The sequence below is a fragment of the Paracoccus sp. (in: a-proteobacteria) genome, from assembly GCF_032007265.1.
GTDB lineage: Bacteria > Pseudomonadota > Alphaproteobacteria > Rhodobacterales > Rhodobacteraceae > Paracoccus.
In genome coordinates, this window is the sequence record NZ_DALZMB010000003.1 from 15,908 (window position 1) to 39,861 (window position 23,954).

The 23,954-nt window shown below is 61.0% G+C and carries 21 protein-coding genes; 11 read left to right on the forward strand and 10 right to left on the reverse strand.

All coding sequences use genetic code 11. From position 1 onward, the window contains the following. The first annotated feature begins 52 nt into the window (after positions 1 to 52). Genes RTS12_RS01375 through RTS12_RS01400 form a run of 6 tightly spaced genes read left to right on the forward strand, consistent with a single transcriptional unit; the run spans position 53 to position 6,010 of the window. Positions 53 to 2,878, forward strand: coding sequence for a monovalent cation/H+ antiporter subunit A (locus RTS12_RS01375; RefSeq protein WP_312524772.1), 2,826 nt, complete (start codon positions 53 to 55; stop codon positions 2,876 to 2,878). Next, positions 2,878 to 3,261: a Na+/H+ antiporter subunit C gene (locus RTS12_RS01380; protein ID WP_312524773.1), complete on the forward strand. Its 384-nt coding sequence runs from the start codon at positions 2,878 to 2,880 to the stop codon at positions 3,259 to 3,261. Before RTS12_RS01375 ends, RTS12_RS01380 begins: the two co-directional genes overlap by 1 nt. Then, positions 3,258 to 4,874 (forward strand): monovalent cation/H+ antiporter subunit D, encoded by a 1,617-nt coding sequence (locus RTS12_RS01385; RefSeq protein WP_312524774.1) that lies wholly within the window; start codon positions 3,258 to 3,260, stop codon positions 4,872 to 4,874. The genes RTS12_RS01380 and RTS12_RS01385 overlap by 4 nt, the downstream gene beginning before the upstream one ends. Beyond that, positions 4,871 to 5,362 carry a Na+/H+ antiporter subunit E gene (locus RTS12_RS01390; RefSeq protein WP_312524775.1) on the forward strand — a complete coding sequence of 164 codons (492 nt, stop codon included), beginning with the start codon at positions 4,871 to 4,873 and terminating at the stop codon, positions 5,360 to 5,362. Before RTS12_RS01385 ends, RTS12_RS01390 begins: the two co-directional genes overlap by 4 nt. Continuing rightward, the gene (locus RTS12_RS01395; RefSeq protein ID WP_312524776.1) at positions 5,359 to 5,628 is read left to right on the forward strand and encodes a K+/H+ antiporter subunit F; all 270 of its coding nucleotides are present in this window, start codon (positions 5,359 to 5,361) and stop codon (positions 5,626 to 5,628) included. Before RTS12_RS01390 ends, RTS12_RS01395 begins: the two co-directional genes overlap by 4 nt. Before the next feature lie 7 nt (positions 5,629 to 5,635). Further along, positions 5,636 to 6,010 (forward strand): Na+/H+ antiporter subunit G, encoded by a 375-nt coding sequence (locus RTS12_RS01400; RefSeq protein ID WP_312524777.1) that lies wholly within the window; start codon positions 5,636 to 5,638, stop codon positions 6,008 to 6,010. An 81-nt stretch (positions 6,011 to 6,091) separates the two neighbouring features. Here the strand turns inward: RTS12_RS01400 and dapA are convergent, their stop codons facing one another. Then, positions 6,092 to 6,967, reverse strand: coding sequence for a 4-hydroxy-tetrahydrodipicolinate synthase (dapA, locus tag RTS12_RS01405; RefSeq protein WP_312524778.1), 876 nt, complete (start codon positions 6,965 to 6,967; stop codon positions 6,092 to 6,094). Positions 6,968 to 7,068: 101 nt separating this feature from the next. Here dapA and RTS12_RS01410 point away from each other — a divergent pair, with 101 nt between their 5' ends. Beyond that, a complete protein-coding gene (locus RTS12_RS01410) occupies positions 7,069 to 9,456 on the forward strand; it encodes a lytic transglycosylase domain-containing protein (protein WP_312524779.1) in 2,388 nt (795 codons plus the stop codon). On the opposite strand, the gene RTS12_RS01415 is transcribed toward RTS12_RS01410, so the two are convergent. The 3 genes from RTS12_RS01415 to RTS12_RS01425 form a co-directional block, all read right to left on the reverse strand. Beyond that, entirely contained in the window at positions 9,413 to 10,477 is a 1,065-nt protein-coding gene (locus RTS12_RS01415) for a DMT family transporter (RefSeq protein WP_312524780.1), read from the reverse strand. The two genes, RTS12_RS01410 and RTS12_RS01415, sit on opposite strands and share 44 nt — an antisense overlap. An 89-nt stretch (positions 10,478 to 10,566) precedes the next feature. Beyond that, positions 10,567 to 11,355, reverse strand: coding sequence for an inositol monophosphatase family protein (locus tag RTS12_RS01420; RefSeq protein ID WP_312524781.1), 789 nt, complete (start codon positions 11,353 to 11,355; stop codon positions 10,567 to 10,569). Positions 11,356 to 11,449: 94 nt separating this feature from the next. Beyond that, on the reverse strand, positions 11,450 to 12,352 hold the full coding sequence (locus RTS12_RS01425; RefSeq protein WP_312524782.1) for a LysR family transcriptional regulator: 903 nt from the start codon (positions 12,350 to 12,352) through the stop codon (positions 11,450 to 11,452). 92 nt (positions 12,353 to 12,444) lie between these two features. On the opposite strand from RTS12_RS01425, the gene metF reads away from it, so the two are divergent. Further along, on the forward strand, positions 12,445 to 13,326 hold the full coding sequence (metF, locus tag RTS12_RS01430) for a methylenetetrahydrofolate reductase [NAD(P)H] (RefSeq protein ID WP_312524783.1): 882 nt from the start codon (positions 12,445 to 12,447) through the stop codon (positions 13,324 to 13,326). Here the strand turns inward: metF and RTS12_RS01435 are convergent. Next, positions 13,323 to 14,630: a DUF2235 domain-containing protein gene (locus RTS12_RS01435; protein ID WP_312524784.1), complete on the reverse strand. Its 1,308-nt coding sequence runs from the start codon at positions 14,628 to 14,630 to the stop codon at positions 13,323 to 13,325. The two genes, metF and RTS12_RS01435, sit on opposite strands and share 4 nt — an antisense overlap. Positions 14,631 to 14,682: 52 nt before the next feature. Beyond that, positions 14,683 to 15,840, reverse strand: coding sequence for a type III PLP-dependent enzyme (locus tag RTS12_RS01440; RefSeq protein ID WP_312524785.1), 1,158 nt, complete (start codon positions 15,838 to 15,840; stop codon positions 14,683 to 14,685). A 141-nt stretch (positions 15,841 to 15,981) separates the two neighbouring features. On the opposite strand from RTS12_RS01440, the gene RTS12_RS01445 reads away from it, so the two are divergent. Beyond that, positions 15,982 to 16,413, forward strand: a complete 432-nt coding sequence (locus RTS12_RS01445; RefSeq protein ID WP_312524876.1) for an Lrp/AsnC family transcriptional regulator — start codon at positions 15,982 to 15,984, stop codon at positions 16,411 to 16,413. On the opposite strand, the gene rsmD is transcribed toward RTS12_RS01445, so the two are convergent. Together rsmD and RTS12_RS01455 are read right to left on the reverse strand one after the other, a co-directional pair. Continuing rightward, positions 16,410 to 16,973, reverse strand: coding sequence for a 16S rRNA (guanine(966)-N(2))-methyltransferase RsmD (rsmD, locus tag RTS12_RS01450; protein WP_312524786.1), 564 nt, complete (start codon positions 16,971 to 16,973; stop codon positions 16,410 to 16,412). The two genes, RTS12_RS01445 and rsmD, sit on opposite strands and share 4 nt — an antisense overlap. Positions 16,974 to 17,046: 73 nt before the next feature. Next, positions 17,047 to 18,249: an FAD-dependent oxidoreductase gene (locus RTS12_RS01455; RefSeq protein ID WP_312524787.1), complete on the reverse strand. Its 1,203-nt coding sequence runs from the start codon at positions 18,247 to 18,249 to the stop codon at positions 17,047 to 17,049. A 74-nt stretch (positions 18,250 to 18,323) separates the two neighbouring features. Between RTS12_RS01455 and RTS12_RS01460 the strand changes: the two genes are divergently transcribed. After that, positions 18,324 to 18,809, forward strand: coding sequence for a peroxiredoxin (locus RTS12_RS01460; RefSeq protein WP_312524788.1), 486 nt, complete (start codon positions 18,324 to 18,326; stop codon positions 18,807 to 18,809). A 58-nt stretch (positions 18,810 to 18,867) separates the two neighbouring features. Here the strand turns inward: RTS12_RS01460 and RTS12_RS01465 are convergent, their stop codons facing one another. Then, the gene (locus RTS12_RS01465) at positions 18,868 to 19,245 is read right to left on the reverse strand and encodes a DUF805 domain-containing protein (RefSeq protein WP_312524789.1); all 378 of its coding nucleotides are present in this window, start codon (positions 19,243 to 19,245) and stop codon (positions 18,868 to 18,870) included. A gap of 147 nt (positions 19,246 to 19,392) precedes the next feature. On the opposite strand from RTS12_RS01465, the gene RTS12_RS01470 reads away from it, so the two are divergent. Further along, positions 19,393 to 22,458 (forward strand): valine--tRNA ligase, encoded by a 3,066-nt coding sequence (locus tag RTS12_RS01470; RefSeq protein WP_312524790.1) that lies wholly within the window; start codon positions 19,393 to 19,395, stop codon positions 22,456 to 22,458. Positions 22,459 to 22,569: 111 nt separating this feature from the next. Here the strand turns inward: RTS12_RS01470 and RTS12_RS01475 are convergent, their stop codons facing one another. Then, on the reverse strand, positions 22,570 to 23,823 hold the full coding sequence (locus tag RTS12_RS01475; RefSeq protein ID WP_409455651.1) for an HlyD family type I secretion periplasmic adaptor subunit: 1,254 nt from the start codon (positions 23,821 to 23,823) through the stop codon (positions 22,570 to 22,572). Positions 23,824 to 23,954: the final 131 nt, after the last annotated feature.

Genomic DNA, 23,954 nt, shown 5'->3' on the forward strand with positions numbered 1-23,954 from the left:
TGACAAGCCCGTCCCCCCCTTGGAAAACCGCAAGGCAATCGAAAGAGGTGACATGTCTCCAGCCCTGATAGCACTGCTTCCATTTTTCGGCGCGCTTTTGCCGGGACTGCTGATCCGCTCGGGTCGAGATATCGCGGCAATCGCCTGCGGGCTGGTGACGCTGACCGCGTTGATCGGGCTGTGCTTGCACATTCCTGCCGTTCTGGGCGGCGGCGCGGTGCTGGCACAGATCAACTGGCTGCCAAGCCTGGGGCTGAATGCGAATTTCCGGCTGGATGGGCTGGGGCTTTTATTCGGCATCCTGATCCTGGGCATCGGCTTGCTGATCATCACCTATGCGCGCTTTTATCTGTCGCGCAAAGATTCTGTCGGGCAGTTCTACAGCTATCTGATGCTGTTTCAGGGCGCGATGATGGGGATCGTGCTGTCAGATAACATCCTGCTTTTGCTGATTTTCTGGGAGCTGACCTCGCTGTCGTCCTTCTTGCTGATCGGCTATTGGAAACATCTGCCCGAAGGGCGTCAGGGTGCGCGCATGGCGCTGACCGTGACCGGGCTGGGTGGTCTGGCGATGATCGGGGGGATGCTGATCCTTGGCCAAATCGCCGGCAGCTATGACATCACCGATATTTTGACCCAACGCGAGGCCATTCAGGCCAGCCCGTTGTATTTGCCCGCGCTTTTGCTGATCCTGCTGGGCGCCTTTACCAAATCTGCGCAATTCCCGTTCCATTTCTGGCTGCCGCGCGCCATGGCCGCGCCGACCCCGGTTTCGGCCTATCTGCATTCTGCGACGATGGTGAAGGCGGGCATCTTTTTGCTGGCGCGGCTGTGGCCGGTGCTGGCGGGGACGGATGCCTGGTTCTGGCTGGTGGGCGGCGCGGGCCTGATGACGATGGTGATCGGGGCCTTTATCGCGATTTTCCGCGACGATCTGAAATCGCTGCTGGCCTATTCAACGGTCTCGCATCTTGGCCTGATCACGATGCTTTTGGGTTTTGGCACGATTGATGGGGTGACGGCTGCGATCTTGCACATCATCAACCATGCCACCTTCAAGGCCGCGCTGTTCATGGTGGCAGGGATCGTCGATCACGAGACCGGCACGCGCAGCATCAAGCGCCTTGGCGGATTGTCGGGGCTGATGCCGATCACCTTTGTCATTGCGCTGATTGCCGCATTGTCGATGGCGGGCTTTCCGGCGCTGAACGGCTTCCTGTCCAAAGAACTGATGCTTGAAGAGGCCGTCAAGACCGATCCGATGGTGATGTGGGTGGCGACTTTGGGGGCGCTTTTCTCGGTCTGCTATTCGCTGCGGCTGGTGTGGGCGACATTCATGGGGCCAAAGCGTCAGGACTATCCGCTTAAGCCGCATGATCCGGGGATCGGCCTATGGGGGCCGCCCGCGCTTTTGGCGGTTTTGGTGGTGCTGATCGGGCTTGGCTCGAACGCGATGGTGGGCTGGCTGGTCGAGGCTGCATCCTCGTCAGTGGCCAATCAGGCGCTGCATCCGCATTTCGCGATCTGGCATGGCGTGACGACCGCCTTGCTGCTGTCGGTCCTGGCGATTGGCGGCGGGATCGCGCTTTTGGTCTTGTTCGCACCTTTTGCGCGGCTGCATGGCGCGCTGCCCCATCCCGATGCAAAGGTAATGTTCGATGCGGTCTTTAATGGCGCGGCTCGGGCGGCCACGGCATTCAGCGATCGCTTGAGCAATGGCTCGATGGCGCGGGCGCTGGCCGCTTTCACGCTGACGGTGCTGGCCTGTGGCATCTGGGCATGGTCGACAGGAAATGCCGGAGCCGCGAGCCGTGCGATGCTGCCCATTCAGCCGGTTGCGCTGATTGGCTGGGTGCTTCTGGTCACGGCCAGCCTCGCTTTGGCATGGTTGCATCACAACCGCATTCTGGCTTTGGTCGTGATTTCGATCGTCGGGCTGATCGCCTCGGGGGCGTTTATCTATCTGTCGGCCCCGGATCTGGCGCTGACGCAGATCTCGGTCGAGGTGGTGACCGTGGTGCTGATGGTCCTGGCGCTGAATTTCCTGCCCAAGACCACCCCGGCCGAAACCAATCAGGGCAAACGCGGCTTTGACGCCTTTATCGCAGTGCTGGCGGGGCTTGGCTTTGGCGGGCTGGCCTATGCGATCATGCGCCGCGATTTCGCCTTTCCAAGCATTGCCGATTACATGCTGGCCAATAGCCACAACCTTGGCGGCGGAGACAACGTCGTCAACGTCATCCTCGTGGACTTTCGCGGCTATGATACCTTCGGAGAGATCACGGTTCTGGGCATCGCTGCCCTGACGATTTTCGCTTTGACCGAGACGCTGATGCGCGGCGAGGCCTCGCGGCGGTTGCGCGCGCGCCTGCCCGAGGCGGGGCGTTCGGGTGATGTGCATCCGCTGCTGCTGACGGTAGTGACGCGCGTGATCTTGCCGCTGACGCTGGTGGTGGCGCTGTATATCTTCCTGCGCGGCCATAATGCGCCCGGCGGTGGCTTTGTCGCCGCGCTGGTCACCTCGGTCGCGCTGGTGATGCAATATATGGCCTCGGGTTACACTTGGGCACATGAGCGCCAAAAGATCCCCTATCACACGCTGATCGGTCTGGGGGTTGCCTCGGCGGCAATCACCGGGATTGGCGCATGGTTTGCGGGCAAACCCTTCCTGACCTCAAGTTTCGGATATGTGGATCTGCCGCTGATCGAACCCTTCGAGTTGGCGACGGCCATGGGCTTTGATCTGGGCGTTTATCTTTGCGTGGTGGGGGCGGTGATGCTTGCGCTGAACTCGCTCAGCCGGATCGCGCGGCTTTCTGCGGGGGCACGCGTTCCCAGCACCGAACAGCCCCAAATCAGATCAGAGGGGCAGGCCTGATGGAAATTCTCGTAGCAAGTGCCATCGGCATCATGTCGGCGGTCGGAACCTATCTGATCTTGCGTCGGCGCGCTTTTCCGGTGGTGCTGGGCATGACCATGCTCAGCTATTCGATCAACCTCTTCCTGTTTGCGACGGGACGGCTGGTGGTCAATGCGCCGCCGATATTAAGCGATGGCACGACCACATATACCGATCCGCTGCCACAGGCTTTGGTGCTGACGGCGATCGTGATTTCCTTTGGCATGACGGCGGTGACGGTAATGATGTCGCTGGGTGCCTTCATCACCGGCGGCGATGACCGCATCGATATGCCAGCCGCAGATCGCAGGCCCGCCCCCGATCAAAAGCCCCAAAACGACAGCAAAGGGGGCCGGAAATGAGCCATCTTATGATCGCCCCAGTCGTGCTGCCAGCCTGTCTTGGCGCCATTATCTTGCTGGCGATGCGCACGGATCTGCTGTTGCAGCGCGTGTTTTCGACGGCTGGGACCGCCGTGCTTTTGGCGATTGCGCTATATCTGAACTGGCAGGCTTTTGGCGGCGAGATCACGGTTTATCGTCTGGGCAATTGGCCTGCGCCTTTTGGCATTGTGCTGATGCTTGACCGGTTGGCGGCGCTGATGCTGCTGCTGACTTCATTGCTGGCTCTTGTGGTGCAGCTTTATGCCATCGGCTCGGGCTGGGATCGCAAGGGCTGGCATTTTCATGCCTTGTGGCAGTTCCAGCTGATGGGCGTCTGCGGGGCCTTTCTGACGGGCGACGCCTTTAACCTGTTCGTCTTTTTCGAGGTGCTGCTGATCGCCTCTTACGGGTTGATGATCCATGGCGGCGGCGCGATGCGGCTGCGGGCAGGGGTGCAATATGTTGTCTTCAACCTGGCTGGATCAACGCTGTTTTTGATCGCGCTTGGCACGCTTTATTCGGTGACGGGCACGCTGAACATGGCCGATATGGCCGCGCGGGTGGCCCAGATGCCTGCCGATCAGACCGCCATTTTGCGCGTTGGGGCCGTGCTGTTGATGCTGGTTTTTGCGGTCAAGGCCGCGCTGGTGCCCCTGCATTTCTGGCTGCCTGCGACCTATGCCAATGCGCCGGGTCCGGTGGCCGCGCTGTTTGCCATCATGACCAAGGTGGGCGTCTATGCCATCATCCGCTTCTTCACGCTGGTTTTCCCGCAAGATGGGGCCAGCGCCGGATTGGCAAGCGAGCTACTTTTGCCGGCGGCCTTGTTTACTTTGGCGATTGGCCAGATCGGGGTCTTTGGTGCGTTGAACCTGAACCGGATGGCGGCATTCGCGGCCATCGGCTCGATCGGGACGCTGATGATCGCGATGTCGCAATTCACCCCCGAGGGGATCTCGGCCGCGATCTATTACATGATTCATTCAACCCTGGCGGCGGGGGCCTTGTTTCTGGTCGTCGATCTGATCGGGGCGCGCCGCTCGACCCTGTGGCTGTTGCCGCAGGCGCCGATTGCGCGGGCCGGGCTGGTCGGGGCATTCTATTTTGCCACCGCAATCGCCGTGACCGGGATGCCGCCGCTGTCTGGCTTCATCGGCAAGCTGCTGGTTCTGGATGTCACCGCAGGCGCATCAGCCTGGGCCCTGATCTGGGCGACTGTGCTGATTACCTCGCTGATTGCGATTGCGGGGATGATGCGAGCAGGCTCGGTGATTTTCTGGAAGGCGACCGAGGTCGCGGCCATGCCGCAGCCCGGCCAAGAGGGCCAAGCGGGCCAAGACATTGCCAAGCGCCGCCTAACGCTGGACGGGACGTTGATCAAGGTCGAGCCGGACGAGCAGGTGCAGGATGCAGACGACGCCCAATCCAGCGCGCTGGCCTTTTGCGCGGTCGGGGCGCTGCTTGGGGCAATGATCCTTTTGACGATCTTTGCCGGCCCCGTTTTGCAATTCGCGCAGGCCACCGCCGCGCAATTGCTGGACCCGGCGGCCTATACCGATGCCGTGCTGGTTCATCAGGAGGGCACAAGATGATGCGTAAGATCTTCCCGCATCCGGTTTTGTCGCTGATGGTGGTGCTGGTCTGGATGATGCTGGTCAACCAATTCGCATGGGGCTCTTTGGTCTTTGCGATGATACTGGGGGTGCTGGTCCCCTTGGCCACCGCGCCCTATTGGCCCGGCGTCAGCGGCTATCGCCACTTTACCCGTCTGCCCGGCTTTTTCTGGGTCGTTTTCATCGACATCATCAAGGCCAATATCGCGGTTGCCAAAATCGTTCTGTTCATGCCCAAATCGCAACTGCAACCCGCATGGATCGTGGTCCCCTTGGAGCTGCGTCAGCCCGAGGCGATTGCCATGCTGGCCAGCGCGATCACCCTGACGCCGGGCACATTGACCTGCGATTTGTCCGAAGATCGTCACGCTTTGCTGGTCCATTGCCTTCATGCGCCCGATCCGGCGGCGGTGGTCGATGAGATCAAGACCCGCTATGAGGCCCGACTGAAGGAGATCTATCCATGATCCTTTACGCGCTTTGGTTCGCGTTCACCTGCTTCGGGATTGCGCTTTTGTGCTGCCTGTATCGGGTCGTGGTGGCGCCGGGGCTGACAGACCGGCTGCTGGCGCTGGACACGATGACCATCAATGTGATCGCGCTTTTGACGCTGTTTGGCATTTTGCACGGCACCTCGGCCTATTTCGAGGCGACGCTGATTTTCGCCATGTTCGGCTTTGTCTCGACCGTGGCCTTCGCCAAATTCGCCCTGCGCGGCGATATTATCGAATGAGGCAGCCATGATCTTGATTGCAGAAATCATCGTATCCGCGCTGCTGGTCTTGGGGGGCTTCTTCGGCTTGGTCGGATCTTTGGCAATGATCCGTTTGCCCGATCTGATGACACGCCTGCATGGGCCGGGTATGGCCACGACGCTGGGGGTCGGGCTGATCCTGATCGCCTCGCTGATCTGGTCGCCGATCTTTGGCGGCTATTTGAGCTGGCACGAGCTGCTGATCACCATCTTCTTGCTGGCGACAGCGCCCATTACCGGCCATTTCATCGCCAAGGCCGATATGCATCTAAATCGTCGCCGCGATCAGATCCCGTTGCCTCAGCATGGGGAATGGGCGACATTTTCCGATCCGGTGAAGAATGTCGACAAAGTGGAATAGAGTGCCAGTCTGACGGCCCGAAATAAAAACGCCGCCCGATCTGGGCGGCGTTTTCATTTGTGGATGGGGCGATGGTGGGTCTTACAACAGACCGGCATGCTCTAGCGCGGCATCGATCTTGTCGCGGGTCGGGCCGGTCAGCGCCACCAGCGGCAGGCGCACGCGCTCATTGCAAAGGCCAAGGCGCGACATGGCGTATTTCGCGCCTGCAACACCCGGCTCAAGGAAGATCGCGATATGCAGCGGCATCAGCTTGTCCTGATATTCCAGCGCTTTGGCGTAATCGCCTGCCAAAGTCGCATTCTGGAATGCCGCGCAAAGGCCAGGTGCGACATTGGCCGTGACCGAAATGCAGCCCGTGCCGCCATGAGCGTTAAAGCCAAGCGCAGTCGCATCTTCACCCGATAGCTGGATGAAATCCGCGCCACAGGTCATGCGCTGCATCGAGACACGCTCGATCTTGCCGGTTGCGTCCTTGACGCCGACGATACGCGGCAGCTTGGCCAGCTCGCCCATGGTTTCGGGCGACATATCCACGACCGAGCGGCCCGGAATGTTATAGATGATGATCGGCAGGTTCGAGGCGTCATGCAGCGCGGCAAAATGCGCGATCATGCCTTCCTGCGTGGGCTTGTTGTAATAGGGCGTCACGATCAGAGCCGCATCCGCACCTGATTGTTCAGCATGGTTGATCAGGCTGATGCCTTCGCGGGTCGAGTTCGAACCGGCACCTGCGATGACCGGAACGCGGCCAGCGGCCACGCGAACGACCTCGCGGATGACCAGATTGTGCTCGTCATGGCTAAGCGTCGGGCTTTCGCCGGTGGTACCGACCGGCACCAGGCCATGGCTGCCTTCGGAAATATGCCATTCGACCAGCTTCTCGAGCGTGGCGAGATCCAATTCACCATCGTGCGTGAAGGGGGTGACCAGCGCGGGCATCGAGCCTTTGAACATGCGAGCATCCTGTGAAGCTGTTTTCTTGGGCTTACTACCCACAGCGCGCCTTGCCAAGGATGTGAGTTGCGTCGCCCGCCTTGGGCGGTCACAACAGTGCTATGTTGTATCCTCTTCGTGACAGACTTCTGGGCCTGACTTTCGCGATGGCCGTTGCAGCAGCCCCGGCCGGGGCCGAGAACCTGACCGATATTGCGCAAGCCCTTAGCTATGCCGGGCAGCGCAACTGGACCGAGGCCGAGGCCGCGGCCACGCGCTCGGGCGCGATTGGCACCAGCTTGATCGCCTGGCAAAAGCTGCGTGCCGGGCAGGGCAGTTGGCCCGAATATCGCGATTTTGCCAAAATGCATCCCGATTTCCCCGGGCTCGAGCTTTTGTTCAAGCGCGGCGATGCCGTGCTGTCGCCCAGCTTGCCTGCCGCTGACATCCTGACATGGTTTGGTACGCGCCGCCCCGATACGCTGAACGGTGAACGCGCCTATCTGGCGGCATTGGGCGCAACCAGCCCCGCCGCAGATGCCGAATTGGCGCGCTTTTGGACCCAAACCAGCCTGAGCGCCCCCGATGAGGTCAGCTTTCTGGCCGAGTTCGGCACCCGTGTTAAATCGGCCGATGATGCCCGTCTGGCCTTGTTGCTGGATCTTGGGGAATGGGCTGCGGCCGAGCGGATCTTGACGCGCGCAAGCGCTGATGCTCAGGCCGTGGCCAAGGCGCGAATTGCCATGCAGGCCGGACGTTCGGGCGTGGATGCGACGATTTTGGCCCTTTCGCCGTCTCTTCAGGGGGATGCGGGGTTGGCGCTGGACCGGTTTCGCTGGCGTGTCAAAAACAAGATGGGCGATCTTGCCCGGGATCTGATGCTGGAGCGCTCAATCAGCGCCGAGGCCCTGCGTGATCCCGGCGCTTGGTCAGGTCTGCGTGCCGATTATGCCCGCGCCGATCTGCGTGCGGGCAATTGGGCACGCGCGGAACGTTTCGCCAGCCATCATTTCCTGCCCGAGGGGCATAAGGACTATACCGATCTGGAATGGCTTGCGGGTTATGCCGCATTGCGCGGCGGTGCACCTGATCGCGCCTTGACCCATTTCCAGCGCCTCGAGACCGAAGGCGCGACCCCGATCACGCGCTCGCGCTCGCTTTACTGGCAGGGTCGGGCGCAGGCTGATCTGGGCAATGCGCGCGCCGCAGAAACCGCCTATGGCGCGGCTGCGCGCCATCAGACGGCCTATTACGGCCAGCTGGCCGCAGAAAAGCTGGGGCAGGTGATGACGCCCGAGCTGGCCGTGCCCGGTGATGCCATCATCAGCCTGCCAGATTGGCGCGGGGCGATGATCAACGAAAATACCCTGTGGCAGACGGGGGTCTGGCTTGTTGCGGCGGGCTATCCCGAGCAGGGCCAGCGGTTTTTCATGCAATTGGCTGAAACCGCACAGCCTGACGACATTGCGCGCATGGCCCGGCTGATGCTGGAACTGCGCCAGCCTTGGCATGCGTTGCGGCTGGCAAAAGTCGCGGCAGGCAAGGGGGCGATCTATCCTGCGGCCTATTTCCCGCTGACCGGGCTGGAAAAGGGGGATCATGGCATTGCGCCCGAGCTGGTCTTGGCGATTGCGCGCCGGGAAAGCGAGTTCAATCACGCGGCCAATTCTCATGCGGGCGCCAAGGGGCTGATGCAGGTCATGCCGGGCACCGCGCGCGAGATGGCGCAGCTGATCGATGAGCCCTATGTCTTTGCCCGTTTGACCACGGATGCCGATTACAATGCACGGCTGGGCGCGGCCTATCTGCGCGGCTTGCAAAACCGCTTTGGCTATTCGGTGGCGCTGATTTCCTCGGGGTATAACGCAGGGCCGGGCCGTCCGGCGCGCTGGCTGGGCGATTTCGGCGATATTCGCAAAAAGGCCGATCCGGTCGATTGGGTCGAGATGATCCCGCTGGATGAAACCCGCAACTACGTCATGCGCGTTGCGGAATCGCTGCCGATTTATCGGGCGCGGATCATGGGCAAGCCTGCGCCGATCGTGCCAAGCTTTGATCTGACAGGAGGAGGGTTGATGCCTGCGCCGCCCCCACCACGGATCCGGTTGTGGGCCTCGGCGCGGCCTCCGATTTCGCAGCGCGCGATCATTGCCTTGATCGCGGGCGGGGCAAGCCAAGCGGTGATCGGGCCAGCACTGGTGGCACATTCGGTTGTGCCAGTTGACGGTGGTTTGCCTGAAAATGCGTCCGCTCGGGCGGTTGTTTTGCCACCGGCGACGCCCGTGGTTCAGCCCTCGCAAGGCACTGGGCCGGGGCAAGCGCCGTCAGGAATTCCGCCCGTTGCGGCCCCGGATGCCGCTGTTGATGCGGGTGCAACCGAAGGCCCAAGCGATCCCGATCAGGGCGAGCCGGCCCCTGATGAGGGGCAAGCCCCCACCTTGACCGAGGCCAATGCCGCGATCGCGATTACGCCTGCTCTCGGGCCTTCTGGCGAGAGCGCCACCAGGTAAACAGCCCCGCGCCAACGACAATCGCCCCACCGACGGCGACATTGGGGGCAAGGGTCTCGTTGAACAGCAGCACGCCGATGATCGAGACCCACACCAGCTGCGTATAGGCAAAAGGCTGCAAGCTAGAGGCTTCGGCCATTTCATAAGCGCGGATCAGCAGGAAATGCGACAGTGCCGCACCTGCGCAGAGGATCAACAACAGCGGAACATCGGGCAGCTCGACAGGCTGCCACCAGAAAATCCCGATTGCGGTGGCCGTGACCGCGCCGACGGTGCTGGTCCAGAAGAAACTGACCGTTGCGGAATCGTCGCGTCCGACCATGCGCGTCAGCAGGCTGTAAAGCGCGAACATGACCGCGCCCAGAAATGGCAGGGCGGAATCCCATGACAAGACGCCGCTGGTGGGCTTCAGCACGATCAAGATGCCGCTAAAGCCGACGCCGACGGCGATCCAGCGCCTCCAGCCGATCTTTTCGCCCAGGACCGGGCCAGAGAGCGCCACCACCAACAAGGGGGTGCAGGCAAAGATCGCATGGGTATCGATCAGCCCCAGCCGGACAAAGGCGATGATCGTGACCAGAATTTCAAGGACCAGCAAAACCCCGCGAATCACTTGCAATACCGGGCGCTTTGATTTGACGGCCTCACGCAGGCCGCCGGGTGCGCGCATGGCCAGCAAGGTCACGAAAACCGCCATGAACCAAAACCGCAGCATGATGATGAACATGGGCGAGTATTTTCCGCCCAGATAGCGCGAAAAACCGTCCTGCATGCCAAAGGTGAAGCTGACCAGACACATCAGCAAAATCGCCTTGCCCTGATTGCCGCGCACCAGACCCTGACCTTGCGCGGATGGCGGTGCCATCGGCGGGGGCGTGATTTCGGGAACGATGCTGGGCACGACGGTCAGCGCATCATCCAAGGCGGGCTTGGTAATGGCCGCTTGGTCGAGTTCTGTCGCAGGATCGGGCTTAGAGGCTGTCGTCGTCACTTGGCCGGGCTGCGGCACAGTCTGGGGCATGATAGGTCTCGCGGCTGATACCACGAGACCTGCGCCGCCCGACCGATAAGGTCAAGTCGGGATAAGGGGTTAGCGCTGCAAAAGCCCGATCAGGGGCGTTCGCGCACGATTTTCGAGAAATTCTCGAACAGGGCCGCGTTGCACGCGACGATATTTCCGGAATCGATCGGGTTCTGCTCGGGGCGGATCGATTCGACAAAGCCACCGGCTTCCTTGACCAGCAAGATACCAGCCGCGACATCCCAGGAATTGATGCCACGCTCCCAATAGCCTTCGTAGCGGCCCGATGCGACATAGGCCAGATCAAGGGCGGCAGCGCCCCAGCGGCGCACGCCGGCGGTGACAGGCATCAGGCGCGCCAGATCGGCCAAGGTGGCGGGCAGGGTGCCACGACCGCCAAAGGGCACGCCCGTGGCAAAGATCGACTCGATCATCTGCTTGCGGCCCGACACACGGATGCGCTGGTTGTTCATGAAGGCGCCATCGCCTTTTTCGGCGGTGAACATTTCGTCCTTGGCAGCATCATAGACCACTGCGGCGACGATTTCGCCCTTATGTTCCAATGCGATCGAGATCGCCCAATGGGGCAGGCCGTGCAGGAAGTTGGTGGTGCCATCCAGCGGGTCGACGATCCAGCGGCGGGTCGGATCCTCGCCTGCTTCCTCGCCGGTTTCCTCGCCGATCCAGCCGTAGTTCGGGCGGGCGCCGCGCAGCTCTTCTTTGATGATGCGCTCGGCCTCTCTATCGGCGCGGCTGACGAAATCGCCCGCACCTTTGACCGAGACTTGCAGATTTTCGACTTCGCGAAAGTCCTTGACCAAGGAACGGGCGGCCTTACGCGCGGCCTTGATCATGACGTTTAGGTTGGCGCTGGCCATTGGAGATGTCCTTATCGGGGTTAGGCACGCCTCATAATCCTATGATCGCGCAAAGTGAAGGCTTGCATGGACTTTGCGCCGCCCCGTAACGCGATTAACGCAGGAATCGCAGAGGTTCGGTGCGCGCAAGTCGCAAAACATAGGCCATATAGGGCTGGGCAAGGTCCTCTTGGCGCATAGCGGCATAAAGGCGGCGCAGCAATCCACCTTGTCCAAGCGGGATGGTTGCCAGTTCGGGGTTGTTGGCCTGTGCGCGCAAAACCCAATCGGGCATGACCGCAACGCCCCGCCCCGAGGCGACCAGCATCAAGGCAACCGCAGTCTGCTCGACCTGACGGATATGGGCAGGCTCGACCCCGGCAGGGTCAAGAAATTGCGAGAAAACATCCAGCCGCGACCGCTCCATCGGATAGGTGATCAGGGTCTGGCTGCGCAGATCCTGCGGCTCGGCATAGCCTTTGGCCGCCAAAGGATGATCGGCAGGCACAACCATTGTCGGGGCATAGTCGAACAGCGGCTGAAAGGTCAGGCCGGGGGTTTCCTCGGGGTCTGAAGAGATCACCAGATCGACCTGGCCCTTCAACAGCGCGGGCAGCGCCTTGAGCGACAGGCTCGAGCGAATATCCAGGTCAATTTCCGGCCAGGCGCGGCGAAACCGGTCAAGAACCGGCAGCAGCCAATCATAGCAATGGTGGCATTCCATAGCGACATGCAGCCGTCCCACGCGGCCTTGTTCGATGTCACGAAACTCTGCCTCGGCGGCCTCGATCAGGGGCAGAACCTGTTCAGCGGTGCGCAATAACCGCATCCCCGCCGCCGAAAGGCGCAGCGGCTTGGTCCTGCGCAGGAACAGCTCAATTCCGGTCTGTTCTTCCAATGCTTTGATCTGATGCGACAGCGCAGATTGGGTCAGGTTCAAAATATCGGCCGCCCGCGCCAGCCCGCCCTGTTCATGGATGGCGCGCAAAAGGCGCAAATGGCGCAGCTCGAGGTGCATCTTGAGGCCAATTCATAACAATGTTGCAGATTATGAATTTGTCTCACGACGCGGCGCATGCGACAAGCCCCCTACGAAAAAGGAATGAGACCATGTCCCAGACGCCCGCCTTCAAGACGCCTGCCATCAGCTTCGAGTTTTTCCCGCCACGCAATCTGGATCAGTCGTTCCGGTTGTGGGAAACCGCTCGGGCTTTGGCACCCTTGTCGCCGGATTTCGTCTCGGTGACCTATGGCGCGGGCGGCACCACCCGCCAGCTGACCCACGAGGCGGTGACGGCTTTGTCCAGCCATTATGGGCTGAACGTGGCCGCGCATTTGACCTGCGTTGACGCCACGCGGGAGGAAACCATGCAGATCGTGGCGGATTACGCCGCAGCGGGCGTGCGCGAGATCGTGGCTTTGCGCGGCGATGCCCCGCAGGGGCAGGACAGCTTCACCGCGCATCCCGATGGTTTTGCAAGCTCGGTCGAGCTGATCGAGGCGATTGCTCAGCGCGGTGATTTCACCATTCGCGCTGGCGCCTATCCCGAGCCTCATCCCGAAAGCCCCGATACGGCTGCCGATGTGGCCTGGCTCAAGCGCAAGATCGATGCGGGTGCCTCGTCGGCGATGACGCAGTTCTTTTTCTCGCCCGATACCTATTTCCGTTTCCGCGATGCTTGCGCTGCTGCGGGGATCGCTGCGCCGATCATTCCCGGTATCCTGCCAATTCAGGGCTGGGGCGGGACCAAGCGCTTTGCTGCGCGCTGCGGCACCAGCGTGCCTCAATGGGCCGATGATGCTTTTGCCAAGGCAGGCAAAGAAGGCGAGGCCGAGTTGGCCTATGACCTTTGCGTCGATCTGTGTGAAAAGCTGATCGCGGGCGGTGTGGATCGGCTGCATTTCTACACGCTGAATAAGCCTGATCTGACCAGCCGGGTATGCGCGGCTCTTGGGGTTGTGCCCAAGGTCGAGGTCAACAAAGTCGCTTAACCCTGCTGCTCGGGGTCTACCTGGCCGGTTGCGGCACGCTTGCCCTTGCGCAAGCGCGAGGGCTTGATCCCCGAGGCCAAGGCCATATCGCCTTCTGCGGCCCTTTGGTCGGCGCTGTCTGGAACGGCCAGCGGGTTCGGTTGGTCGCTCACGCCTTGTGGGGGGGATGATGTCTCATCGTTCCCATCCCAGGCCCCGGACGACGCCGGGCCGGTTTGTAACAGGGATGGATCATCAGCTGCGGGCGGGCTGGCTTTTGGGGCTTTGCGCGGCCTGATGCGCGGACGAATGCGATCGGCGGCAAATTCCGACAGATGGCCCGTCAAAAGCGCGGGGCCGCCATAGGGCAGTGCGACCGAGGGGTGCAATGCTTCGCTTGGGTCGGCGCCCGCCATGCGCGGGGCCCTTGCCAAAAAGGCCTTTCCCCAATAGCGCCAAGAGCCGACGGATGGGGCGCTGGCATCACAAGGCAGTTTGTCGCGCCACCCGTCTGGCAAGGGCAGCCCGGCCTCGGACGCGGTTTCCATCATCCAGCTAAGGGGAATATTCGCCAAAGGCCTTGCAAATTCTGCACCGCTTAGCTGTCCGCCGATGTCAGGGTGACAGCCGCGAAACCACATCTGCCTGACCCGTCCGGGCTGAGGATCAGAGGACCACAACAGCGGTGCGAAAGCGGCACGGGTTTCATCCAGCGCTAGGGCCTGCGCGCCAAGTTCGACATGACTGCCCAGCTCGTGGTCGTGAAAACGATAGCGCGGCTCGGCCAGCATCCACAAAAGCGGCAAACGGATGCCCAGCGCGACCACAGTGTCAAACACGCCAACCATGCGGATCGGCACATGGTCATGGCAGTGAGTTTGACGAAAGCGCGCCAGCTCTTCACGATCCGCGCCTTGACGATACATTTGCCAGACGCGCCGGATATTGCCTTCGTTCAGCGAGCTGGGACGTAAAAGACCGATTTTGCCGATCATCCCCGCCAATGAGCGGATGGCAAAAGCGCCGCGAGAATAGCCGAACAAAAACAGGGGATCGCCGGGATGCCATTGCCGCGCCAGCCACAGATAGGCCCCCATGATGCGGCTTTCCAGTTCCGATCCAGCCGCCAGCCGGGACAGGGTGCGCCAGGTTTCCCATTGCTGGCCGGGCTCGTAACGGATCTGCACCCGCGAGGGCAGTGGCCCCCATAGCCCAGAAAGCGCCGCGTAGATTTTCCCAATCGAACTGCGCTGATCGGGGTCCAGCGACGCGAAAGTGCCGTCAATCAAAACGACATGGTGCAGGGGCGGGCGGCTTGATTCCATATCCTAGGCTAGCATGAACCTTGCCCGCCCCCAGCATTTTCACCACAGATGGTTATTCCAGCGCCAACACAGTCAGGTGAACCATCTGACCAAAGCCATTGAAGCGCGTATTGGTCGCCGAGGAATAGGCGCCCGCACCGTGGAAAATCACATAGTCGCCCTCGGCAATGTCGCTGGGCAAGGCAAGTTCGCCCGGCAGACGGTCGACCGAATCGCAGGTCGGGCCAAAGATCGTGCGGCTCACCGGCTCGCCCGTGCGGGGCTCGCCCTTGGCATCCAGCACTTCGATGCGGTCAAGGTTGCCCACGATCGGCAGCTCGGACAGCCCGCCATAGACCCCGTCATTGAGGAAAATCGCCATGCCGTCGCGAACGGCCTTGACGCGAGTGATCAATGAAAAGGCATCAGCGCACAGGCCGCGACCGGGTTCGCAGACCAAAACCGGGGCATCCTCGCCAAAGCATTCGCGCGTGACGCGCGCGATCAGCTCGAAGATCGCGGTCAGATCAGGTTCGACCCCCGAGACGCGATGCGAGGGAAAGCCGCCGCCGACGTTCAGTCGCTTGGCTTTGACGCCAGCCATCTTGCAGATATCCGCGGCGGTTTGGATATAGGTCTCCCAGGCGGCGGGGTCGGTGCACTGCGTCCCGGGATGGAAGGTCAGCGACGGGATATAGCCGCGTTCCGCAACCTTGGCCAACATCTCGGCTGCCAGTTCGGGTGAAGCACCAAATTTCGAGCCGAAATCGTAAATCGCACCAACCACCGGCAGTTTGAACCGGGGCGAGATTTCGCAATTCTCGGCCGGGACCGCGTCAAACAGCTTCTCCAGCTCGGAGTTGCTGTCGACAGACCAAGAGGTCACGCCCGCCTCGACCGCATGGGCGATTTCGGCGCGCGCACGCACCGGGTTGTGATAGTGGCGTGCCGCACCTGGCGCCAGACGCGAGATCAGGTCGATCTCGGCAGGAGAGGCCACGTCGAAGCCTTTGACGCCCGCTTGGGTCAGCGTGCGGATGATTGCCTCATCAGGGTTCGATTTGACCGCATAGGTCACCAGTCCGGGAAAACCGGACAGAAAGCGCTGAGCAGTCTGCTCAAGTGCAAGCGGCGAAAAGGCCATCACCGGATTCTCGGGTGAGAGAGTCCGGATGATCTCGGCCGGGTTCTTCCAAATGGTTTTGGTCCCACGCCCTTCGGTCAGTCCCATGCGCGATCCCCCTATGTCCAGTGATTGCGGTGAAAACAAAGTCTGCGCCCTATGGTTCCCGTTTGAGCCAATGAAAAGGGTGGAAATGGCCCCGGCTTTCGTTATTTTGATGACAAAGCGGGCATAATGACGGAGAGGGCTTTGGACGATCTTGATCGGGGCATATTAGCACAGCTTGCGCAGGATGCGCGCATGTCGGTTGCCGTCTTGGCGCGCAGGCTGAAAGTCGCGCGTTCTACAGTACAGGCTAGGTTAGAGCGGTTGGAAAGCACCGGTGCAATCGCGGGCTATACCCTGCGTTTGGGGGAGGCCGCGAAAGAGGCGCGGATTCGCGCAACTTGCCTGCTGACCATCGAGCCGCGGTCGCAAGCTGCCATTGTTTCGCGGCTTCGGACCCTGTCAGAGGTCGAACGCATCCACACAACCAGCGGACGCGTTGACCTTTTGCTACAAGTATCAGCCGAATCGACGAGCCGGCTAGACGATGCGCTGGACCAGATCGGCAGTTTGACAGGGGTTAAATCCAGCGAGAGCCTAATTCACTTGTCCACAAAGCTGGATCGGGCAATTTAACCGCCCGGTCGCAGCAATGTGACATAGGTGTCGCCATAGCGACGCTGGTCAAACTGAACAAAACCCGGAGGGGGCAGCGGCTGCTGACCCTCTTCCAGAACCACCGTGGCGTCCGGGCTAAGCCAATTGCCCGCCAAAAGCGATAGAAGCGCGCGCTCGCCCAAGCCCTTGCCGTAGGGAGGGTCGAGAAAGACCAGGCTGAACTTTGGGCCGCTGTTCTCGCCCATTGCCGTCGCATCCCGGCGCCACACATCGGTCACGCCCATGGCTCGGGCTTTCTCGATATTGCTGCGCAAGAGACCGCGTGCGGCGGCGCCGTCATCGACAAAGACCGCATGCGAGGCGCCACGCGACAATGCCTCGAGGCCAAGCGCGCCCGTTCCGGCAAAGACATCAAGCACGCGGGCATTGGCCACCGGATTGCCGTGGTTGCCGTTGATGAGAAGATTGAAGATCGCCTCGCGAACGCGGTCGGAGGTCGGGCGCAGATGCGCAGCCGCGTCGCCCTGACCCACCTCGGTCAGCTTGAGCCCGCGCAGGCGGCCCCCCACGATTCTCATGCGCGCAGGGGGGCCTTCTGCCCCCCATCCTCTGCGAGGATTCCCCCCGAAGGTATTTTCGTCAGAGTGATGTTCATTTCATCAAAGCCTTGAGATCGGTTGCTGTCGCGACCTCGTCCGGGGAGGGGGAGCGGCCCGCATCAACCAGACGTTTGCCCACCATATAGGCGCGGGCATCGTTCAGCGCATCCACCGCGATCAGCTGGTCTTGCCGGAAATACCAGACGCTGCCTGAATGGGGAGCCTCGTTTTTGCGCACAACGGTGCGATCAGAGCCGGAATTGAGGCCGGCAATCTGCAGTTTGGCGTCAAATTGATCGGACCAGAACCAGGCCTTGGGGGCGTAGGGCAGATTGGCGCCAAGGATATTCGCCGCGACCAGTTCGGCCATGTCGATGGCGTTGCCGACGCTTTCCAGACGCAGGCGGGATTGGGCCGTGGAAAAGCTTGCGCAATCGCCAGCCGACCAGATCGCGGGATCGGAGGTTCGGCCCATGGCATCCGTGGCAATGCCATTGTCGATCGTGAGCCCGGCTTGGGCCGCAAGTTCGGTTCGCGGTGTTACACCGATGCCGCAGATGATCAAATCGGCGGGCAGAGTGCGGCCATCGGTCAGGCTTACGCCTTCGGCACGCGCGGTTCCGGTGATCGCGGTCAGGCCAATGCCTTCGAGAATTTCGACGCCATGTTCGCGGTGCAGATCACGGATCATATCGGCGGTTTCGGCTGCGGCAACGCGCCCGAGGATGCGGGGGGCTGCCTCGATCAGGGTCACCTCAAGGCCGATTTTGCGGGCAACTGCTGCGGCCTCGAGGCCGATATAGCCGCCACCGATGACGATGAGCTTTCGCCCCGGTGTCAGCTCATCCGCCAGCAGATCGACATCTTGCAGGTCGCGAATGGTGAAAACGCCCTGCATTTCTCCGCCCAGATCAGCTGGCAGGCGGCGTGGGCTTGCACCAAGCGTCAGGACGAGCGCGTCATATTCGATCTGGCCGCGGTCGGTGGTCACGATGCGTGCCTTGCGGTCGATCGCAGTTGCACGTTCGCCCAAGCGCAGCGTGATGTTGTGGTCTTGCCACCAATCCTCGCCCCGCAGGGTCAGGCGATCAAGGGCCATCTCTCCGAGCAGATAGGCCTTGCTGAGGGGGGGGCGCTGATAGGGCGGGGCGGTCTCCTCGCCCAATATGGTGATGGGGCCGTCATGGCCCAAATTGCGCAGTTTAGCTGCCAATGAGGCAGCTGCCTGCCCCGCTCCTAGGATGACGATTTTCATTCTGCCTCGCTGGCTCATATGAGCGCCACAGCCTATAGTCGCAGCGCAGGCGATGCAATTCATGGAGGAACAACATGGCGATCACCACCGGAGACAAGCTGCCCGCGGGCGAGCTGCTGAAATTGGGCGAAAAAGGTCCGCAAAAAGTCTCGATCGCGGAAGCGACGACGGGGCGCGTGGCAATTTTTGCGGTTCCCGGCGCCTTTACGCCCACCTGCTCGCAGGCCCATATGCCCAGCTTTGTGCGCACGGCGGATCAGTTCCGCGCCAAGGGTGTCAGCCGGATTTACTGCATCACGGTCAATGATCCCTTTGTGGCTGATGCCTGGGCCAAGGCCACAGGCGCCGACAAGGCCGGGATCGAGGTTCTTGCCGATGCAGATGGCGCCTTTACCAAAGCACTTGGCTTGGATTTCGACGCGGCCCCTGCGGGTCTTTTGTCGCGTTCCAAGCGTTATGCGATGCTGGTCGAGGATGGCGTCGTGAAAGTGCTTCAGCTTGAGGAAAGCCCCGGTGTTTGCGAAGTGTCGGGCGGCGAAGCTTTGCTGGCCGCAATCTGACGCCTGACTGATTCACGTGAAAATTCCGTGCGGCGTAAGTTGCGCCGCACGGATGAAGCTAGGCGAGGGCTGGTTCGCGATGGGCAGCCAATGGATCCTCGCCCCAGCTGTTCGTGCCGTATTCGCCTTTACTTACCAGCCAGACCAGCAAAACGATCGCGCCGATCAGGGGCACAAAAATCAAGAGCTGCCACCAGCCGCTGCGTCCGACATCGTGCAGGCGTCGGCTTGTGACCGCCACGCCAGGCAGAATTGCAGCCAGCGCGTAAAGGTCAGCCAGTCCGAACTGCAAACCCATAGCTGCCTGCACCATGCCCAGCACGAAGCCGGCTAGCAGGTTGAAAAGTGTGAACCACCAATATTCGGATCGCGTGGCCCGTCCGGAAAAGGTGACGTAGTTGGAAAAGCAATTTCCCACAGCTTGAAACATATTCATCTGGTTTCCCGAAGTTGTATCTTGCGAACATCTTGGGGCCAGAAAGTTAGGGTCAGGTTAACGCAGCCGAGTTTGCCCGGCGAAGCGGGCTTGGCCTTTCGCCCCCTTTTCGCTATCCGTTACTCAAGTTTTACGGGTGATTGACCGATGAGCATGGACAAGAGTTTTGAGGCGGCTACGGCCGAAGCGCGGATCGCAGCCGAGTGGGAGGCGATCAACGCCTTTGCCGCGGGCGCCAATGCAAAGCCGGGGGCCGAGACATTTTCAGTCGTAATTCCGCCGCCAAACGTCACCGGCAGTCTGCATATCGGTCATGCGCTGAACAATACGCTGCAAGATATTCTGGTGCGCTGGCACCGGATGCGCGGCTTTGACACGCTTTGGCAGCCGGGTCAGGATCACGCGGGCATTGCCACTCAGATGGTGGTCGAACGCGAGCTTGCCAAAGATCCGTCGAATCCGACGCGCAAGGAAATGGGCCGCGAAAAGTTTCTTGAGCAGGTCTGGGAGTGGAAGGAAAAGTCGGGCGGCACGATCATTGGTCAGCTGCAGCGTCTGGGCGCGTCGTGTGACTGGTCGCGCAACGCTTTCACCATGTCGGGGAATTTCCCTCAGGCCGTGATGAAGGTCTTTGTCGATATGTATGACAAAGGCCTGATCTATCGCGGCAAGCGGCTGGTGAACTGGGACCCCCATTTCGAGACGGCAATTTCGGATCTTGAGGTCGAAAACCGCGAAGTCGCGGGCCATATGTGGCATTTCAAATATCCGCTCGCCGGGGGCGCCACCTATGAATATATCGAGAAGGATGAGGACGGAAACGTCACCTTGCGCGAAACGCGCAACTATATCTCGATCGCGACGACCCGTCCCGAGACGATGCTGGGCGATGGTGCAGTTGCCGTTCACCCCTCGGATGAGCGTTATGCGCCGATCGTTGGCATGCTGGTCGAAATCCCCGTCGGCCCGAAAGAGCATCGCCGCCTGATCCCGATCATCACCGATGAATATCCCGATCCTGATTTTGGCTCGGGCGCGGTCAAGATCACCGGCGCGCATGATTTCAACGACTATGGCGTCGCCAAGCGCAATAATATTCCGCTTTTTGCGCTGCTTGATACCCGCGCTCAGATGCGCGTTGACGGCCTTTCCTACGAAGAAAGCGCCGAAATCGCCAGCCGCGCGGCGCGGGGCGAGGATGTGGGTGATGTCTCGAACGTCAACCTTGTACCCGAGGATCTGCGCGGACTAGACCGCTATGAGGCGCGTGAGCGCGTGATTGCGGCCATCACCGCCGAAGGCCTTGCAGTAACCTATCTGCATAAATCCATCGATAAAGAGACCGGTGCCGAGCATCTTGAGCGTCTGCCTTTGGTCGATAATAAAATGATCATGCAGCCATTCGGCGACCGCTCGAACGTCGTGATCGAGCCGATGCTGACCGATCAATGGTTCGTGGACACCGCCAAAATCGTTGGCCCGGCCCTGGATGCCGTGCGCAGTGGCCGCACCAAGATCCTGCCCGAGCAGCATGAAAAGGTCTATTTCCACTGGCTGGAAAATATCGAACCCTGGACCATCAGCCGCCAGCTTTGGTGGGGCCACCAGATCCCGGTCTGGTACGGGCTTGATCTGTCGGCCAGCGGCTTCAGCGATGACGAGGGCGATGGTGCGCTGGATGAGGTCGAGATTTTCGGCCTTTTGGCGGATGGGCTTGTCCATCGCGGCGAGTTGCACCATGCCGCGACCAGCTTTGACGAAGTTGCCGCGAAGTTCCGCGACAATATTGCGGGATTGCCCCAGCCGTTGGAAATCTCGCGCGTGGTCGAAGTTGCCGATCGCGATGCGGCGATTGACGCGCTGGCGGCCTCTTTGGCGGAATATAACCTGTCTCAGGATCCAACCCGGTTGATTTATCCGGTTTGGCGCGATTCCGATGTGCTGGACACCTGGTTCAGCTCGGGTCTTTGGCCGATTGGTACGCTGGGATGGCCGGAAAATACGCCGGAATTGCAGAAATATTTCCCGACCGACGTTCTGGTGACGGGCTTTGACATCATCTTCTTCTGGGTGGCCCGGATGATGATGATGCAATTGGCAGTGGTCAACGACATCCCCTTCCATACGGTCTATGTCCACGGGCTTGTCCGGGACGAAAAGGGCCAGAAGATGTCCAAGTCCAAGGGCAACGTCATTGACCCGCTGGTGCTGATCGATGAATTCGGTGCGGATGCTTTGCGGTTCACGCTGACCTCGATGGCGGCGATGGGGCGCGATCCCAAGCTTGGGCCGCGCCACGTCGAGGGCAACCGCAACTTCGTCACCAAGATCTGGAACGCGACGCGCTTTGCCGAGATGAACGGTGTTCGTGGTGGGGGCGCGCGCCCCGAGCCCAAACATACCGTCAACCGCTGGATCATTGGTGAGGTGGCGCGGACGCGCCTGGCCTTTGACGAGGCCCTTTCGTCCTATCGCTTCAACGATACGGCGCAGATCCTTTATGCTTTCGTTTGGGGCAAGGTCTGCGATTGGTATGTCGAATTCGCCAAGCCGCTGTTTGACGGTGAATATGCCGAGGAAACCCGTGCGACGATGGGTTGGGTTCTGGATCAGTGCTATATCATGCTGCATCCGATCATGCCCTTCGTCACCGAAGAGCTGTGGTCGCTGACCGGCGAACGCAGCAAGATGCTGGTTCATGGTGATTGGCCCCAGATTGGCGCCGAGCAGATCGATCCGATTGCGGATCGGGAAATGAATTGGGTGATTTCGCTGATCGAGGCCATCCGCTCGGCCCGCGCACAGATCGGTGTGCCGGCAGGTGCCAAGCTCGAGCTGATCGTGACAGAGGCCGATGAGAGCGCGCGTGCTGCCTTGGCTGCGAATGGTCCGCTGGTCGAGCGTATGGCGCGAATTGCCTCGGTGCGGGATGGCGCAATGGGGCAGGGCATGATCTCGGTCGGGGTTCAGGGCGCAAGCTTTGCTTTGCCGGTCGGTGATGTGATTGACGTGAAAGCGGAAATGGCGCGACTGGAGAAATCGGTCAGCAAGACCGAGAAGGATGCCAATGGCCTGCGCAACCGCCTTGGCAACCCGAAATTCGTCGAGAATGCCGAGCCAGAGGTCATCGAAGAAACCCGTGAGAAACTGATCGCGCTGGACGATGATATCGCGCGCACCCGCGCGGCCCTGGGCCAGCTTGCTGCGATGTAATTTCGGCTTGCCACATGTGAAAAAAAGACCCGCTGCGCGATGTCGCAGCGGGTCTTTTTGCGTCAAAGGCACAGATTTTTCACCCCACGCATCGATCAGGCGCAAGTTGCGCTAGTTTTCGCGAAAGGCGCGGGTGAAGTAATCGCTTAAGGGCTTGAGCAGATAGGCCATAGGGCTGCGCTTTCCGGTCTGAATATAGACCTCGACCGGCATGCCCGGAACCAGCGTGCGATCCCCCAGCTTTTGGATTTGCTCGGGCGGGATGACGACTTCGGCGCGGTAATAGGGCACATGCGTCGCCTCATCGATCAGGACATCGGCCGAAACGGTTTGTAAAATCCCGTCGATTTCTGGCGTCGTGCGCGAGGAAAAGGCTGAAAAGCGCAGCACGACCTCTTGGCCGGGATGGATTTCATCGATGTTGATCGTTGCCACGCGGGCGCTGATCACCAGCGGGCGATCTTGCGGAATGATATAAAGAACCGGTTCGGCGGCGCGTAATACGGCGCGCGGCGTTGTGACCAGCAATTCCTGAACAATGCCCGCGACGGGCGCGCGGATTTCCAGCCGCGAAATCTGTTCGCGCAGGCCACGGCGGCGCTCGGCCAGCTCTAACTCGCGGTAGCTCAGATCGCGCAGCTCGGTTTCGGCCATTTGTCGTTGCTCGGCGGATTTGGCCAGTTTGGACAGGTCAATCTCGGTCAGGCGCGTCACCGCTTGGGCGCGCGCGGCCGTTACCTCGCCCATCTGTCCATTCAACCGTGCCGTTTCGCGCTCGAGCGCCAGTACACGTGCAGACTGTGCCAGCCCCTTGTCCAAAAGCGAGCGCTGGCTGGTCAGCTCTTCGCGAATAAACCCAAGCTGGGTCTCAAGCGCGGCCTTTTGGGCATCAATGCCGGTGATTTGCGCAGCGATTTGTTCGGATTGCTTGCTGAGCTGACCCAGAACCTGTGCCAGCGTGTCACGGCGAGCCAGGAACAGGTTGGTTTGCCCCGTGATCAGGGCAGAGAGACTGGGATTGGATTTTGCCGCCTCGACCAGCTCGGCCGGGAAGGTGATCTGGGCCAGATCTGCACGCTCGGCTTCAAGCCGGCCGCGACGGGCGAGCATTTCGAAATACTGCCCCTCGACGATGGCCAGTTCGGTGTTAAGGACGGTGCCATCGAGCAAGATCAAAGGCTGACCCGCGCTGACCAGCTGACCCTCCTTGACGAAAATCTGTGCCACGACGCCCCCGTCAGGGTGCTGCACGACCTGACGGCGCTGCTCGACCTCGACATGGCCGGTTGCGACTACGGCACCCGCGATCTGAGCCGCCCAAGCCCAGATGCCAAAGCCACCAAACAGCAAAACCAAGGCCACCATGCCCGTAAGGATGGCACCGCGGGCGGACCAACGTTCCTCGGGTGGGCGGCGTGGGGGCAAGGGGGGCGGGGCCTCGGGCGAAGGCATCTGGCGGGGTGTGCGCCCCTGGCCATCACGGCGTCCACCACGAA